Consider the following 15028-nt stretch of genomic DNA (forward strand, 5'->3'; position numbering starts at 1 on the left):
GTGCGCGGTGCGCTCGCCGTGCATGCCGGCGGTATCACCCTCGGTCCCTATCTGGGCGATACCTTTGCCCTGATCGAAGCCAAGGGGGCGGAAGGTGCGCGCCTTTTCAACGGCCAGGGAGCGGTGATCGACAGCCACGGCTACGCCTTGCTGCCTTCGCTCTCGCCCTATCATCGCAACGTGGTCGAACTGGCGGCCAGCGGCAAGCGCCACAAGACTGAATTGCTGGAAAGCCAGCGCACCGTCATCCCGTATGCCGGGGCCACGCTCAAGCTCAGTTTCAGGACGCGCACCGGCCATGCCCTGCTGATCCGTCTGCAGCGCGACGGTGCCTCGCCCTTGCCGATGGGGGCAGACGTGCTGGATGCGCAAGGCAGCGTGATCGGCATGGTCGGGCAGGGCAGCCAGGCTTATCTGCGCACCGACCAGCTGCAGGGCGAGCTGCTGGTGCGCTGGGGCGACGGCCAGCAGGAGCGTTGTTCCGCGCGCTACGATCTGCAGGGGCAGGATCTGGCACAGGAGCTGATCCGGCTGGAAGCGGCCTGTGTGGCCGCACCCCGCCGTGCCGAGTTCCTGCCGGCAGAGGCCGCACAACCGCGCGCTCCGGGAGCCCCGCAATGAGCCGCCGCCGGATCGCTCGGCTGGCGCGCTGGGTGCTGCTATCCATGCTGCTCTGCTGCACGCGAGCCGAGGCCGGGCTCATGCCCGAGCGCACGCGGCTGGTCTTCAGCCAGGGAGAGCGCGAACTCAGCCTGCGCCTGGCCAACACCAACCCGCATGCCGTGGTGGTGCAGAGCTGGGTAGACCAGGGCGAGGGCAGCCAGGCACCGGACACGGTGCAGTCCGCGCTGTTCGTCTTGCCTGCGGTACAGCGGTTGTCGCCGCAGGCCATCAGCCAGGTCCGGGTGTTGTACACCGGCGAGCCGCTGCCGACTGACCGCGAATCGGTGTTCTGGCTCAATCTCTACGAGATCCCCCTGCTGGCGGATGCGCCGCAGGCAAGCGCGCCGCGCTTGCTGCTCGGGCTCAACACCCAGATCAAGATGTTCCATCGTCCCCCCGGCCTTGCCGATCCGGGGCCGCAGTGGAGCGATGCGCTGCACTTCCGGCTGCAATGGCAAGCCGGGCAATGGGTCCTGGTCTGCCGCAATGACAGCCCTTACTTTGCTTCCCTTGCCAGCCTGCGGGTCAGTGACGGTAGCCGCGAACTGGTGCCGCGCGTGACCCCCGACCAGATGGCACCGCCCTACGGTGAACAGGCCTTCGTGCTGCCCACAGACGATGCCGCGTTGCCATGGCAGCACCCGCGCCTGACGTTCCAGCTCATCGATGACAGCGGGCGTTCCAGCGATCACGTGCGGCTCTTGATCCCACCCAACCTGCCATGAAGGAAATTCCCATGCATGCCCCCGCTCATTGCGGCCGCTCTGCCGCCGTCCCGCCCATGGACCGCAGACACTTGCTGCTGGCTTTGCGCCGGCGGGAGTTCCAGCCCTTTCTGCAGCCCATCGTCGGAGAGGAAGGGGACTGGCAGGGGGCCGAGATTCTGATGCGGTGGCAGCATCCGCACGCCGGTGTGCTGGCACCGGCTATCTTCCTGGAACGCTTGTCCGAGGAGGGCCTGCTGGCCGCCAGCACGCGCCAGATGCTGCAGCAGGTACGCACGGCGTGGGACAGCGCACCCGCCTGCCTGCGGCAGCCCTTCGTGCTGTCCTTCAATGCCTGTGGTGAGCAGTTGCAGGGCGAGTCGCTGGTGGCCCAGTGCCAGGCCCTCCTGCGCCGCCTGCCGTGGCCGCAGTTGCAGCTGATGATCGAGATGCCCGAGCGCGGTGCCGACCTCGGACCGGAGCGCTGCCGCCGCCTGTTCGCCCAGTGCGAGCGGGCCGATATCGCCATCGCCCTGGATGATTTCGGCATCGGCGACGCGCGCCTGCACCAGCTGGCCTGTGGCCGCGTCAGTTGCCTCAAGCTCGATCGATCGTTTGTTGCTGCCATGCAGGGCAATTCCCTGTACAGTCGCCTCATCGAAACCATCGTCAGCCTGGCCGCCGAGTTCGATGCGACCGTCACCGCCGAAGGCATCGAGACCCGGGGCCAGTGGCAGCGCTTGCGCCGGATGGGGGTGCGGCGCTTCCAGGGATATTATTTCGCCAGGCCGCTGGCGATGCCGGAGTTCTTCCGGCAGATGCAGCGCCGCCGGGGCCAGGCGGCCACCAACTGAGCAGCGCGGAAAGGGAATGCCAACATGGCGACCAAGGGGACATTGATACGGGTCGGGATCGCAGATGATTATCCGGTCGTGTTGCGGGGCATCGAAGCCATCCTGGCCACCTGCGCCGACCTGGCGCTGGCCTTCTCGGCCGAGAGCATCGCGCAGCTGATGAGCTGCCTGGAGCGCGATCCGGTGGACGTGCTGCTGTGCGACTATGCCTTTGATGATGATCCCCAGGCCGACGGGCTGGACCTGCTCAAGCGCCTGCGCCGCCAGCATCCGGCGATGAAGGTGATCTTCCTCAGCGCCCATGCCCAGCCACAAATCATTTCCAGCGCACTGGAGCTGGGGGCGGCCGGTTTCATCGGCAAGAACCGCAGTGATTTCGTCAACCTGCCGCAAGCCGTCTGCAGCGTCCACCACGGCCAGGTCTATCTGCCGCAGTCGCTGTCGTCGGCCTTGCTGGGCAGTCTCTTCAATGTCAACGCACGCCAGACCGGGCTGGCCTTGTTGTCCGAGCGCGAGCTGGTGGTGGCGCGCATGATCTGCCAGGGCATGTCCATCAGCGACATCGCCGAGCGCCTCAACCGCAGTCCCAAAACCATCAGCAACCAGAAGGTGGCGGCCATGAAGAAGCTGGGGGTGAGCAATGACGTCGAACTGAGCAGGATCTTCCAGAACCTGGGCCACTGAGAGCAGCGATGCCGCGCCAGATCCTTGCCCTGTCGGAGCGCTACTATCGCCGGCTCCTGTATGGCTGTGCCACGCTGCTGTCGGTGGCCATCGTCTGCGCGGTGATGTTTCTGGGCTACAGCGCCTTCACGCAATTCCGCGAACGGCAGATCGGCAGCTTCACCAGCAAGCGCGAGCAGATCAAGTCCGAGGTCGATCGTCTCACCGCGCGGGTGGTCCAGTTCGCCGAGATGTATGCACGCCTGCAGCATCTCTACAAGAAGGAACTGATGGTGCTCGATACCTACAGCGAGCGCGTGGATCCCGGCGAGATTACCCGCAGTCCCGAGAGTCTGACGGTGGTTCCTTTTTCGCTCGTGATACGCGGTGACACCGCCGCCGACCGCCTGCGCCTGGCCACGCTGCTGCTCCTGCTGCGGCAGGCCTCGGCCTTGCCGATGTTCAATCCGGCCGAGCCCGGTGTCACGCTGGACGGCTTCATCTATACCGCAGAGGCCGGCTTCCTGGCGGTCTCGCCGCCGCTGTCCGGCGTGGAAGAGCAAGAGGTACGCCGGCTCGGCATCTCGCCCTACATCAGCGCCATCAGCGCACCGGTTGATGCGGCCTTCGCCGCCGAGCGCGAACGGGCGGCGCGCGCCCAGGGCAGCACCGGGCAGCGCGTGCTGTGGATGAGTCCGGCCTTGAGCGCACCGCTGCAGCGCTCGGCCGTGACCCGGCTGGCCGTGCGCATTGCGCTGGACAAGGGTGACCAGGCAACGGCCGTGTTCTCGGTGCCGGCCAGCCAGTTCCGCCAGTTCTTCATGAAGAACGAAGAGATGCCTGGCCTGATGGTGTTTGAAGGGCAGGGCAGCACACGTTTGCTGAGCAGTCCCGATCCGCACGTCAATCCGCTGCTGATGCGCCACATCCAGGAGCATGTGCGGCATGCCGCCGATCCGCACGATCACGTCGGCCATTTCCACGATGACGGCAGTTTCTTCATTGCCCAGACCATCGAGGGACCGGAGTGGGTGGTGGTGCTCACCTTCACCTGGCGCGACGTGCTGGCCGGCTTGCAGGGCGACTTCACGACGGGGGCCGTCTGGGGTTTGTTTGCCTTGCTCTTCGTCTGGGTCGCTACCCTGTATTTCGACCGCTGCGTGATCGGGCCGCTGCAGAAGAAGGCGCTGGCCATGGTGGAGAGCCGCCAGTTCAGCCAGACCATCATCGATACCCTGCCGGTCGGCATCGCCGTCTATGCGCCCGGCTCGGGCGAAGTGGTACTGCGCAATGCGGTGGCTTCGCGCATGCTGGAGCAGTCGGCGCTGCCCTGCGCGGCCTTCTACGCGCAGATCCTCACCGCAGTGCGGGTCGGCGACAATCTGCGCCAGGCCATGATCGAAGCCGAACTGCCGCTGCGCGATGGCGGTATCAGCCATCTGGGCGCGGTCTGGTCGCGCACGCGCTTCTCGGGCCAGGATGTGCTGCTGCTGGGCATGATCGACCTCAACATGCAGAAGGCGCACGAAGCCCTGATGCGCGAAGCCAAAAGCATGGCCGACCGCGCCAACCAGGCCAAGTCCATGTTCCTGGCCCAGGTCAGCCACGAGATCCGCACGCCCCTGCATGGGGCCATCGGGCATATGGAGTTGCTGGCGCGGGAAGAGCTGTCGTTGCCGCAGCGGCAACGCATCGAGCTGATCCGTCATGCCTTCGACATGCTCATGGGGCTGGTCAACGACATCCTCGACATCACCAAGATCGAATCGCAATCCATCACGCTGGCCTCGGAAACGCTGCAGCTCAACGACTTGCTGGAAGAGTGCGCGCAGCTGTTCGCACCGCTGGCACTGGACAAGGGACTGGCCTTCTCCTGCCTGCCCGCCGTGGCACTGGAAGCACCGGTGCTGGGCGATCCGCGGCGGTTGATGCAGATCCTGCACAACCTGGTCGGCAATGCCGTCAAGTTCACGGCGCAGGGGCGCATCCGCTTGTCGGTGCGGCTCCTGCGCCGCGAACCGGCGCGCATGGTGGTGCGCTTCGAGGTCAGCGATACCGGCATCGGCGTCTCGCCCAGTGCCCGGCAACGCATCTTCAAGTCACTGCAACAGGCCGATGACAGCATCAGCCAGCGCTTTGGCGGCACTGGCCTCGGTTTGTCGCTGTGCCGCCGCCTGGCCGAGCTGATGGGGGGCGATATCACTCTCGACAGCGAGCCGGGCCGGGGCAGTGTTTTCGGTGCGGAAATCACGCTGGCGCTGGTGGAGGGAGGCGGTACGCTGCCGGTCTCGCGTCCCTTGGCGGGCAAGACCGTGGCATTGCATTGTCACGATGCAGATATGGCAGCCACGCTCTGCGACTATCTCGCCGCGTGGGGTGCAGCGCGGCGTGACAGCGCCAGCGCGCCCGGCGCTGCGATCCATCTGGTCGCACCGGATTGCGTGGATGATTTCATCGCCTGCGTGCAAAACCAGTCCGTGCCGGCCGTGCTGATCTGTCCTGACGTGGCCATGCGCGCCAGTCTTGCGCCTGGCTGGCAACAGGTCAGCGCCTTCGACCGGCACGACTGGCTGCGCGCGCTGGCCAGCCGGCCTGCTGCTGTGGAGCCGCAACCGGTGGCAGAGCTGGTCAGTGTGGCCGCCGGACTCGACGTACTGGTGGTAGAGGATGACTATGTGAACCTGACCTTGATGCAGCAACAATTGCAGGCGCTGGGCTGCGCCTCTCCGCGGCTGGCCCGCGATGGTCTGGATGCACTGGCGCAATGGCAGGCGCACCCCGCCGATGTGCTCATCACCGATCTGGGCATGCCCGGTCTGGATGGCGTGGCGCTGGCCACGCGTGTGCGGGAGCAGCAGCCGCATGCCCGCATCATTGCCACTACGGCGGCGGGTCCGGGCAGTCTGGCGCAACTGCCGGCAGCGCTGTTCGATGCCCTTCTGATCAAGCCAGCCTCACTGCAGCAGATGCAGGAGATCCTGACGCGCCTGATACGCACGACGCCAGCGCCATCGGTGCAGGCGGAGCAGACGATGCCGCTCGACCCGTTTGAACGGGTAGTGCGGGAGGCTTTCCGGCAGAGTTGGCCGGCGGAAAAAGAGAAACTGCAGCAAGCCATCGATCGCGGTGAGCATGAACGCGTGCTGCGCATCCTGCATCGCCTGCAGGGGGGACTGCAAGCCATGGGGCTCGATGACCTGGCAGCGCGCTGCGTCGAACTCCAGCACGCCATCACGGCGGGAGAGCCCTCGGCGCTGACGGCCTGCAGGGAATGGATGAAGGCCATGGAGTCTGCCAGCTGAGTGCGAACAAGTTCTTCATGTTCATCCCCCATTTTCTGTCGATTGAGTGTTCGGGGCTGTGCACACTACAATGGCCGCTCTGCAGATCCTGAAGCGCGGTGGTAACAAGCACGGATGAATTTCTCGACAGGCAGCGTGTGTGGACATGCGCATGCCCATGCTTGGTGCGGCGATCTTGGTGAAGGAATTGACCAAAAAATATCCGCCGCCTGCATCATGCAGCCGCGGATTTTCCCGTTTTTTTCACAAGGGAGGCACGCGGTGTGAGCCTTGCTGCGCGCTGGTGCAAGAACGAGCGAGGATGCCGTCGCGTGGTGCAGGGCCGAAAAATCAGCGCGTGACGCTGCGCGTCTGCTTGGGCAATTCGCCAAAGCGCTCGCGATAGTAAGCCGAGAACCGTCCCAGATGCCCGAAGCCGAACTCGAAGGCGGTATCGGTGATGTTGGCACCGGGATGCGTGAGCAGGCGCTCGCGCACGGCATCGAGCCGGATGTTGCGCAGCAGGTCCATCGGCGCCACGCCATATTGCTGGTGGCACAGCGCATTGAGCGCGCGCACGCTCACGCCGGCCGCACCGGCCAGGTCGGCCAGCGCCAGCGGCGCGCACAGGCGGCTGCGGATGTAGCGCTCCAGCATGTCCAGGCGCTGCAGCTTGCCGGCACCGACCAGGCTGTCGGCCGATTCGCTGGCCGCACGCTGACCGCTACTGGAGGCATGCACGGGCTCCACCGTGGACGTCAGTTGCGAGAGCAGGAATTGCGCAGCGCTGCGTTCGAAGTGCTGCACCCATTCCCCCTGGCCTGCGCCCTGGCCGGGCAGGGCCAGCACGCGCAGCAGCGACTGGATCAGCAAGTCCCAATAGGGCGCGGCCTGCTGCGGCAGCAGGAACACCGAGGGGACATCCATCGGACCGCGCTGGCCGACCGCACGCAATTCCTCGAACAGGGCCAGCGGCACCTTCAGGATCAGTTGCTCGGAGCCCGCCTGCCACCACAGGCGCAGATTCTTCTTTGGTGCAATCAGCGCCGTATGGCCTTGCGGGATGCACACCTTGCGGCCATCGGATTCGATCTCGGCGCTGCCCGAGAGCGTCATGTGGACCAGTGCAAAACCATTGAACAGGCGCGGACGCACGACGACCTCGGCACCATACTTGAGCATGAAGATCTGCAACTGCTGGATCGCCGCCTTGAAGAGCACGGTATCGACATCGTCGCCCTTCCAGAACAGGTCATGTTCCGCGAGTTCGTTGGCGACCTGGGCGTGACAGTCGACCTTGCGGGTAGAGTGAAAAACGCGGCGACGATACAAGGGCTCCAGACTGAGCGCATGGACAGTGTTGAGCATGTTAACCTCTTAACGCTGCGCTTCCGCACGGGCCGGTGGCGGAAGAGCGGTGGTACCGGGTAGGGGTGCTGCTGCGTGCAGACGGCGCGGGAGCCGGTCTGCCTTGCACCTTCATGGACGATGCGAACGAAGTGCGCGCTGTCTGCTTTCCCTCAGCCAGCGGCGGCTGCGTTCAGCGTCATGCAAGTGCAAGTTTCATGCCCGGGATGGAAGGTCGTCGGCGGTGCGCAGAGCAAAGCGCGCCAGCATGGGCGGGGTGGATCATGTCGGTCTCCTCTACGGTCTTCTGGTCGGACCCTGCTGCCGTGGACGCGGGCCTCGTTGCTGTGGGGCACGGCTCTGCGGCCGGTTGATCGCCGATTCTATGCGCTTGGCGGATGAACGTACAATATCAAATCAGCATCATGGTATGCCTCGGAGGTATAGTGGAACTGCGTCATCTCAAGTATTTCAATGCCGTCGCCAGCACGCTCAGTTTCAGCCGTGCGGCCGAATTGCTGCACATTGCTCAGCCGCCCCTGAGTCGGCAGATCCGCCAGCTCGAGGAAATGCTCGGGGCTGAGCTGATCGACCGCGCCTCGCGTCCGATTGCGCTCACCATGGCGGGCAAGTTCTTCTACGAACAGACCTTGCAGGTATTGTCCCGGCTGGAACAGATCGAGGAAGGAACGCGCGTCATCGCCCATGGACAGCAGCACTGGTTCAACATCGGTTTCGTGCCCTCGGCGCTGTATGGTTTGCTGCCCGAGATGATCAAGCGTTTCCGCGCCGACATGCCGGACATCGAAATCGGATTTTCCGAGATCGTGACCATGGAACAGATCGAGGCGCTCAAGTCCGGACGCATCGATGTAGGCTTCGGACGCCTGCCCATCAGCGACCCCGACATCCTCTGCGAGACCATCGTGGAAGAACCGCTGGTGGCGGTGTTCCCGCTGGGCCATCCGCTGCTGGCGCGCAGCAAGGTGACGCTGGCGCAACTGGCCGAGGAACGTTTCATTCTCTATCCGGCCAAGCCCCGTCCAAGCTATGCGGACCAAGTGCTGGACATTTTTTCCAGCCGCGCCCTGCGGCCGGCCATCGTCAAGGAAGCCAACGAGATGCAGACCGCCATCGGCCTGGTCGCCGCAGGCGTGGGCGTGACCCTGGTGCCGCGTTCGGTGCAGGGGCTGCATCGCTCAGATGTGGTGTACCGGCCGCTGTCGAACAAGGGCGTGCATTCGCCGGTGATCATGAATTTCCGCGCCAATGACCGCTCGCTGTTGCTGCAAACATTACGGTCGACAGCGGCCTCGATTGCGCGCATGCATGCCGAGGAGTACGCCTGATCGCAGGTGTTCAATGGGCGAGATGCAATGCACACGGGCCATGCAATCGCATGGCCCGTGGTCGTTCAGTTCAGCGCAGGATCACGCGGCCAGACGCGGACGATTGATGTCGGCCTTGGGCAGGTCCTTCTGTTCCGGCAGCAGGTTGAAGTTGAACTCGATGGCATAGAAGGGCGCATCGACTTCATGCTTGCGGATCTCGGCCGGATCGGTGACGTGCTTCAGTTCCGGCACCAGGCCTTCGCGGGTGGCGAAGGCAAAGTCATCCCACAGGTACGGATCGCCGGCGATGTTGATCTGCGTGGTCAGCTTGCGATAGCCCGGTACCGTGACGAAGAAGTGGATGTGCGCAGGACGGCTGCCATGACGGCCCAGCTTGTTGAGCAGGCGGTCGGTAGCGCCCCCCGGCGGCACGCTGTAGCCGACCGGCACGCGGCTGCGGAAGCGATAGCGGCCTTGCTCGTCGGTGCGGATGGAGCAGCGCAGGTTGAACGGGCTCTGGTCCGGATCGAAGAAGGAATAGCGGCCCAGGTGATTGGCGTGCCAGACTTCCACCAGCGCATTGGCCAGCGGCTTGCCGTGCTCGTCGAAGACCTGGCCTTGCATGAAGAGGGTGTCGCCCGGCTGGGGATCCTTGTCCATGCGCGCAAAGCCCTTCTGCTCGGGCGCACCCGACACGTACAGCGGTCCTTCGATGGTGCGCGGGGTGCCGCCCTGCACGCCACGGCGCGCTTCGGCTTCATCCATGCGCAGGTCGAGGAAGTGCTCGAAGCCCAGGCCGGCGGCGATCAGGCCGAACTCGCCCGACTTGCCGGCCGAGGTCAGATAATCCACGGCAGCCCAAAATTCTTCCGGCTGCACATCCAGCTCTTCAATCGTATAAAACATGTCGCGCACGAGGCGGTTGACGATGGTCTTGACACGCTGGTTGCCCTCCGCGAGTTCGGTGCTTTCGATTTTTTGCAGTACGGCGTCGATGGCTTTCTTGTCCACGTTGTCTCTCCTGTCTCTGGTTGGATATGTGTGGGGGTGAGTGCGGTTGGTCCGGGCCGATGGATCAGGCCACGGAGACCAGCGGGGTCTTGCGGTCGCGGCGCAGCGCGTTGACGCGATCTTCATCCAGGGTGATGCCGAGGCCGGGGCCGTTCGGCAGTTCCAGAGCGAAGTCGCGGTAAAGCAGCGGCGTGGCCAGGATTTCTTCGGTCAGCAGCAGCGGGCCGAACAGTTCGGTGCCCCAGGCCAGCGTACCGAAGGTGGCAAACAACTGGGCCGAAGCCATGGTGCCGATGGCGCCTTCCAGCATGGTGCCGCCATACAGTTCGACCTGGGCGGCAGCGGCGATGGCCGCGACTTGTTGCGCACCGGCCAGTCCGCCGGATTGATTGATCTTCACGGCGAATACATCGGCTGCACCCACGCGGGCCAGTTGATAGGCATCCTGCGGACCATGCAGGCTTTCGTCGGCCATGATGGCGATGCGGTTCTTCTGGCGCAGGCGGCCCAGGCCATCGTGATGGCTGGCGGCGATGGGCTGCTCCACCAGGTCCACGCCGGCATCGGCCAGCAGCTGCATGCCCAGCATGGCCTCGGTCTCGGTCCAGGCCTGGTTCACATCCACCCGCACGCTGCCGCGCTCGCCGAGGGCGCGCTTGATGGCGGCCACGTGGGCGCAATCCTGCTGCACGGTGCGTGCGCCGATCTTGAGCTTGAAGATGTTGTGGCGGCGCTGGGCCAGCATCTTCTCGGCCTCCTCGATGTCGCGCGCCGTGTCGCCGCTGGCCAGGGTCCAGGCAATCGGCAGGCTTTCCCGCACACGGCCACCGAAGAGCGTCGACAGGGGCACTCCCAGGCGGCGCGCCAGCGCATCCGACAGCGCGGTCTCGATGGCGCATTTGGCGAAGCGGTTGCCTTGTACATGCTCGGCAATGTGATGCATGCGTGCGGCGACCTGATTGGCATCGGCGCCCAGCAGCAGCGGCGTGATGTAGGTGTCGATGTTGACCTTGATGCTTTCCGGACTTTCTTCGCCATAGGCGAGGCCACCGATGGTGGTGGCCTCGCCCCAGCCGGCTACGCCATCGTTGCCGGTGATGCGCACCAGCACCAGGGTCTGGCGGTGCATGGTGGTCATCGACAGGCGGTGCGGGCGGATGGTGGGAACGTCCAGCAGCAGGACCTCGACGGTTTCAATGGAGGTGGCGGGCAGGGTGGAATTCAAGATGCAGTCCGTAGAAAAGAAGAAGGCAAATGCTGACGATGTCTGACTTGGGATGGATGATAGAAACAAAGCCGCCCGGGTGTCCAAGACCGATTCGGGCATGCTGCATACCTTTTGGGTATAACGTGGAGGGTATGCAAAAAACGGACAATACTGCCCCGCAACTATGCAAATGGCGGATATTCGTCCTTGTGCAGTCTGCCTAAGATGGCTCATCGTCCAGGCCCCGCCTGGCATCCCACGATGAGGACCGTCGCATGAGCACATCCACCGAACTCGAACAGCAAGGCTATGCACCGCTGGTGCAATTCCCCCGCACCGATGGTGCACGCACGCCCTACAAGGTATTCAGTTCCAAAGAGGTCTATGACCTGGAACAGGAACGCATCTACCGTGGCGAGACCTGGAGCTTCCTGGCCCTGGAAGCCGAGATCCCCAATAACGGCGATTACAAAAGTACCTTCGTCGGCGACACCCCGGTGGTAGTCACCCGCACTGAAGATGGCACCCTGGCCGCCTGGGTCAACAAGTGTTCGCACCGTGGCGCCATCGTCTGCCGCACCCCGCGCGGCAATGCCAGTTCGCACAGCTGTGCTTATCACCAGTGGAGTTTCGACTCGCGCGGCAATCTGCTGGGCGTACCTTTCCGCCGTGGCCAGAAGGGCGCCACCGGCATGGCCAAGGATTTCGATCCCAAGTGCCACGGCCTGCGCCAGTTGCGCGTGGACAGCTACAAGGGCCTGGTCTTCGCCACCTTCAGCGAGACCGTGGAATCGCTGCCGGACTACATCGGCGCCGAGATGCGCCCGTGGATCGACCGCATCTTCCACAAGCCCATCGTTTACCTCGGCTGCACGCGCCAGTATTCCAAGTCGAACTGGAAGCTCTACCTGGAAAACGTCAAGGACCCGTATCACGCCAGCCTGCTGCACCTGTTCCACACCACCTTCAACATCTTCCGCGTGGGCATGAAGGCGCGCTCGCTGGCCGACAAGCACCACGGCCTGCACAGCATCATCACCGCCACCAAGAATGAAGTGGAGACGGCGGATGCCTACAAGCAGCAGGAGATCCGCTCCTTCGACGAGGGCTTTTCGCTGCAGGATCCGTCGGTGCTGGGCCAGATCAAGGAATTCGAGGAACTGACCACCAACCACATCCAGCCCATCTTCCCGCAGCTGGTGGTGCAGCAGATCCATAACACCCTGGTGGCGCGCCAGTTGCTGCCCAAGGGACCGAGCAACTTCGAACTGGTCTTCCACTTCTTCGGCTACGAGGACGACACCCCCGAGCTGCGCGCCCTGCGCATCAAGCAGGCCAACCTGGTGGGGCCGGCCGGCTACATCTCGATGGAAGACACCGAGGCGACCGAACTGGTACAGCGCGGTACCGCCCGCGATCCTGACCACTGCTCGGTGATCGACATGGCGCGCGACAACCCCGACCAGGAAGACACATTGATTACCGAAAGCCTGATCCGCAAGTTCTGGATGGGCTACCAGAAACTGATGGGCTTCCCGTCCATCGAGAAGGCATGAGCGAGGCAAAGCAGATGCAAAACATGGAACAGATGAGCTTGTGGTTCGAGCTGCACCAACTGCAGGAGCGCTACGTGCATGCGCTCGACAACGACCGCCTGGAACAGTGGCCGGAGTTTTTCACCGACGACTGCCTGTATGAAATCGTGCCGCGCGAGAACGCCGATGCCGGCCTGCCCATCGGCATCATCTATTGCGACAGCAAGAAGATGCTGCAGGATCGCGTGCTCTCGCTGCGCCACGCCAACATCTACGAGGCGCACACTTATCGCCACATGACTTCGGGGCTGGTGTTCACGCAGAACGCCGACGGTTCGGTGGATGCGCAATCGAGCTACGTGGTGGTGCAGACCTTGCAGAACGGCGAGTCCTTTGTCTACCAGGCGGGCCGCTATGAGGACCGTGTGGTCAGGACCGAGGCCGGCTGGCGCTATGCCCGCCGCCGCGTGATCTACGACACGCTGCGCGTGGCGACCTTGTTGGCCACCCCGATCTGAGGCGGCCATGAGCGAGTGGTTCGATGTCGGCCATGCCGATGATTTCGCCGAGGGCGAAGTGGCCGCAGCCCGCGCGGGCAGCCAGGCGGTGGCGGTGTTCCGCCTGGGCGAGGAGATCTTTGCGCTCAAGGACTTGTGCACCCACGGCAATGCCAAGCTCTCCGATGGCTATGTGGAAGATGGCTGCGTCGAGTGTCCGCTGCACCAGGGGCTGTTCGACATTCGCAGCGGCGCACCGCGCTGTGCGCCGGTGACCGAGGCGGTGCGCAGCTTCCCGGTGCGCGTGGTTGCAGGCCGGGTCGAGATTGGCGTGGGCGGGGATGGCGATGCCGCCGCCATCGCCAGCGCCGAACCGGCATTGCAGTCAGTGCAGGCCACGCTGGAAAGCATCACGCGCGCCGCTCCGGATGTGGCCATCCTGCGCCTGCGCTGTGCAGCGCCGCTGTCCTATCGCGCCGGCCAGTACATCGATCTGTTGCTGGAAGACGGCCAGCGCCGCAGCTATTCCATGGCGACCTATGCCAGGGACGGTAGTGATGTGCTGGAGCTGCATGTACGCCACCTGCCCGGCGGACTGTTTACGGACCGCCTCTTCAACGGCATGCAGCCGGGGCAGCAGTTTTCGCTCGAAGGACCGGCCGGCAGCTTCTTCATGCGCGAGGGCAGCGAGCCGGTGATCCTGCTGGCCAGTGGCACAGGATTTGCTCCGGTCAAGGCACTGGTGGAAGAGGCCATCGCCACCGGCAGCACGCGTGCGATGCGCCTGTACTGGGGCGGTCGCCGTGCCGCCGACCTGTATCTCGATGCACTGTGCCGCGACTGGGCGGCGAGTCTGCCCTGGTTTGATTACGTGCCGGTGCTGTCCGAGGCCGATGCCGCCAGTGGCTGGAGCGGACGCACCGGATTCGTCCACCAGGCCGTGATGCAGGATGTACCGGCGATGCAGTCGTATCAGGTCTATGCCTGTGGCGCGCCGGTCGTGGTAGAGTCAGCGCGGCGCGATTTCACGGCCACCTGCGGCCTGCCGGGGACGGCTTTCTTTGCGGATGCCTTTGTCTCGAAAGCCGACCTGCGTAAATAGTTTTTCCAGGCCGGGCTTGCGGTGAAATCCAGGTTTCACGCGCCGCTGCGCTTCCAGCGTCACACCGAATTCAAACCAAAGAATCTAGAGGGGAATCCAGGCATGAATCGACTCACTAAAGTGGCAGGTGCGGTAATGATGGCGATGGCGGCGGGCGCAAGCCTGTCCGCGCAGGCGGCCGATGTGGTGAAGGTGGGCTTCCTGACCACCCTGAGCGGCCCGGCCAGTGCGCCTGGCGTGGATGAGCGCGAAGGCTTCATGCTGGCCATGAAGATGCTGGGCAACAAGCTCGGCGGCGTGCCCGCCGAAGTCATCGTGGTCGACGACCAGTTCAGCCCCGATGCCGCCAAGCAGGGCGCGGACCGCCTCATCAAGCGCGAGAAGGTCGATATCCTGAGCGGCTTCGTCTATTCCAACATCCTGCTGGCCGTGGCCCCGGCCGCCTTCGCCAGCAAGACCGTGGTGGTCAGCGCCAATGCCGGTCCGGCGCAACTGGCCGGTGCGGGCTGCAACCCGTATTTCTTCAGCGCCAGCTACCAGAACGACGCCACCCATGAAGCGGCCGGCAAGCTGATGGCCGACAAGGGCTACCAGCGCGTGGCCATCATCGCCCCCAACTATCCGGCAGGCAAGGATGCCTCGGCGGGCTTCAAGCGTTTCCTCAAGAAAGACCCTGCCGTCGAACTTTTCCCCAAGCTGGGCCAGCTCGATTTCGCTACTGAGATCGCGCAGTTGCGTGCCGCCAATATCGATGCCCTGTATTTCTTCCTGCCGGGTGGCATGGGCGTGAATTTCGTCAAGCAATATGCAGCCGCCGGCATGGACCCCAAGAT

At 64.3% G+C, this 15028-nt stretch carries 13 protein-coding genes; 10 read left to right on the forward strand and 3 right to left on the reverse strand.

All coding sequences use genetic code 11. The features are described from left to right. The 5 genes from B3873_RS20940 to B3873_RS20960 all read left to right on the forward strand — a co-directional run. The coding region (locus B3873_RS20940; protein ID WP_286868788.1) for a FimD/PapC C-terminal domain-containing protein at nucleotides 1–621 on the forward strand (621 nt) is incomplete at its 5' end. Then, complete coding sequence (locus B3873_RS20945; protein WP_286868790.1) at nucleotides 618–1388, forward strand: fimbrial biogenesis chaperone; 771 nt, start codon at nucleotides 618–620, stop codon at nucleotides 1386–1388. The genes B3873_RS20940 and B3873_RS20945, both read left to right, overlap by 4 nt. A gap of 11 nt (nucleotides 1389–1399) precedes the next feature. Continuing rightward, complete coding sequence (locus tag B3873_RS20950; protein ID WP_209534200.1) at nucleotides 1400–2221, forward strand: EAL domain-containing protein; 822 nt, start codon at nucleotides 1400–1402, stop codon at nucleotides 2219–2221. Nucleotides 2222–2245: 24 nt separating this feature from the next. Continuing rightward, entirely contained in the window at nucleotides 2246–2905 is a 660-nt protein-coding gene (locus tag B3873_RS20955) for a response regulator transcription factor (protein WP_286868794.1), read from the forward strand. A gap of 8 nt (nucleotides 2906–2913) precedes the next feature. Then, nucleotides 2914–6186, forward strand: a complete 3273-nt coding sequence (locus tag B3873_RS20960; RefSeq protein WP_286868796.1) for an ATP-binding protein — start codon at nucleotides 2914–2916, stop codon at nucleotides 6184–6186. A gap of 330 nt (nucleotides 6187–6516) precedes the next feature. Here B3873_RS20960 and B3873_RS20965 read toward each other — a convergent pair whose 3' ends face one another. Then, on the reverse strand, nucleotides 6517–7533 hold the full coding sequence (locus tag B3873_RS20965) for an AraC family transcriptional regulator (protein ID WP_134223158.1): 1017 nt from the start codon (nucleotides 7531–7533) through the stop codon (nucleotides 6517–6519). Between the two features lie 425 nt (nucleotides 7534–7958). Here B3873_RS20965 and B3873_RS20970 point away from each other — a divergent pair, with 425 nt between their 5' ends. Beyond that, complete coding sequence (locus B3873_RS20970; protein WP_039784226.1) at nucleotides 7959–8861, forward strand: LysR family transcriptional regulator; 903 nt, start codon at nucleotides 7959–7961, stop codon at nucleotides 8859–8861. Nucleotides 8862–8942: 81 nt separating this feature from the next. On the opposite strand, the gene catA is transcribed toward B3873_RS20970, so the two are convergent. Continuing rightward, nucleotides 8943–9854: a catechol 1,2-dioxygenase gene (gene catA, locus B3873_RS20975; RefSeq protein ID WP_121043453.1), complete on the reverse strand. Its 912-nt coding sequence runs from the start codon at nucleotides 9852–9854 to the stop codon at nucleotides 8943–8945. A 64-nt stretch (nucleotides 9855–9918) separates the two neighbouring features. Further along, a complete protein-coding gene (locus B3873_RS20980; protein ID WP_286868799.1) occupies nucleotides 9919–11079 on the reverse strand; it encodes a muconate/chloromuconate family cycloisomerase in 1161 nt (386 codons plus the stop codon). A gap of 257 nt (nucleotides 11080–11336) precedes the next feature. On the opposite strand from B3873_RS20980, the gene andAc reads away from it, so the two are divergent. The 4 genes from andAc to B3873_RS21000 form a co-directional block, all read left to right on the forward strand. Further along, complete coding sequence (gene andAc / locus B3873_RS20985) at nucleotides 11337–12617, forward strand: anthranilate 1,2-dioxygenase large subunit AndAc (protein ID WP_034335827.1); 1281 nt, start codon at nucleotides 11337–11339, stop codon at nucleotides 12615–12617. Further along, on the forward strand, nucleotides 12614–13114 hold the full coding sequence (andAd, locus tag B3873_RS20990) for an anthranilate 1,2-dioxygenase small subunit AndAd (protein WP_209534193.1): 501 nt from the start codon (nucleotides 12614–12616) through the stop codon (nucleotides 13112–13114). The genes andAc and andAd overlap by 4 nt, the downstream gene beginning before the upstream one ends. Before the next feature lie 7 nt (nucleotides 13115–13121). After that, nucleotides 13122–14195 carry an anthranilate 1,2-dioxygenase ferredoxin subunit AndAb gene (gene andAb, locus B3873_RS20995; protein ID WP_286868804.1) on the forward strand — a complete coding sequence of 358 codons (1074 nt, stop codon included), beginning with the start codon at nucleotides 13122–13124 and terminating at the stop codon, nucleotides 14193–14195. Nucleotides 14196–14297: 102 nt separating this feature from the next. Continuing rightward, nucleotides 14298–15028 (forward strand): ABC transporter substrate-binding protein (locus B3873_RS21000; protein ID WP_286868806.1); only part of this gene is annotated, 731 nt, incomplete at its 3' end.

This window comes from Herbaspirillum sp. UBA812, from assembly GCF_002296545.1.
Taxonomy (GTDB): Bacteria; Pseudomonadota; Gammaproteobacteria; order Burkholderiales; family Burkholderiaceae_D; genus Herbaspirillum; species Herbaspirillum huttiense.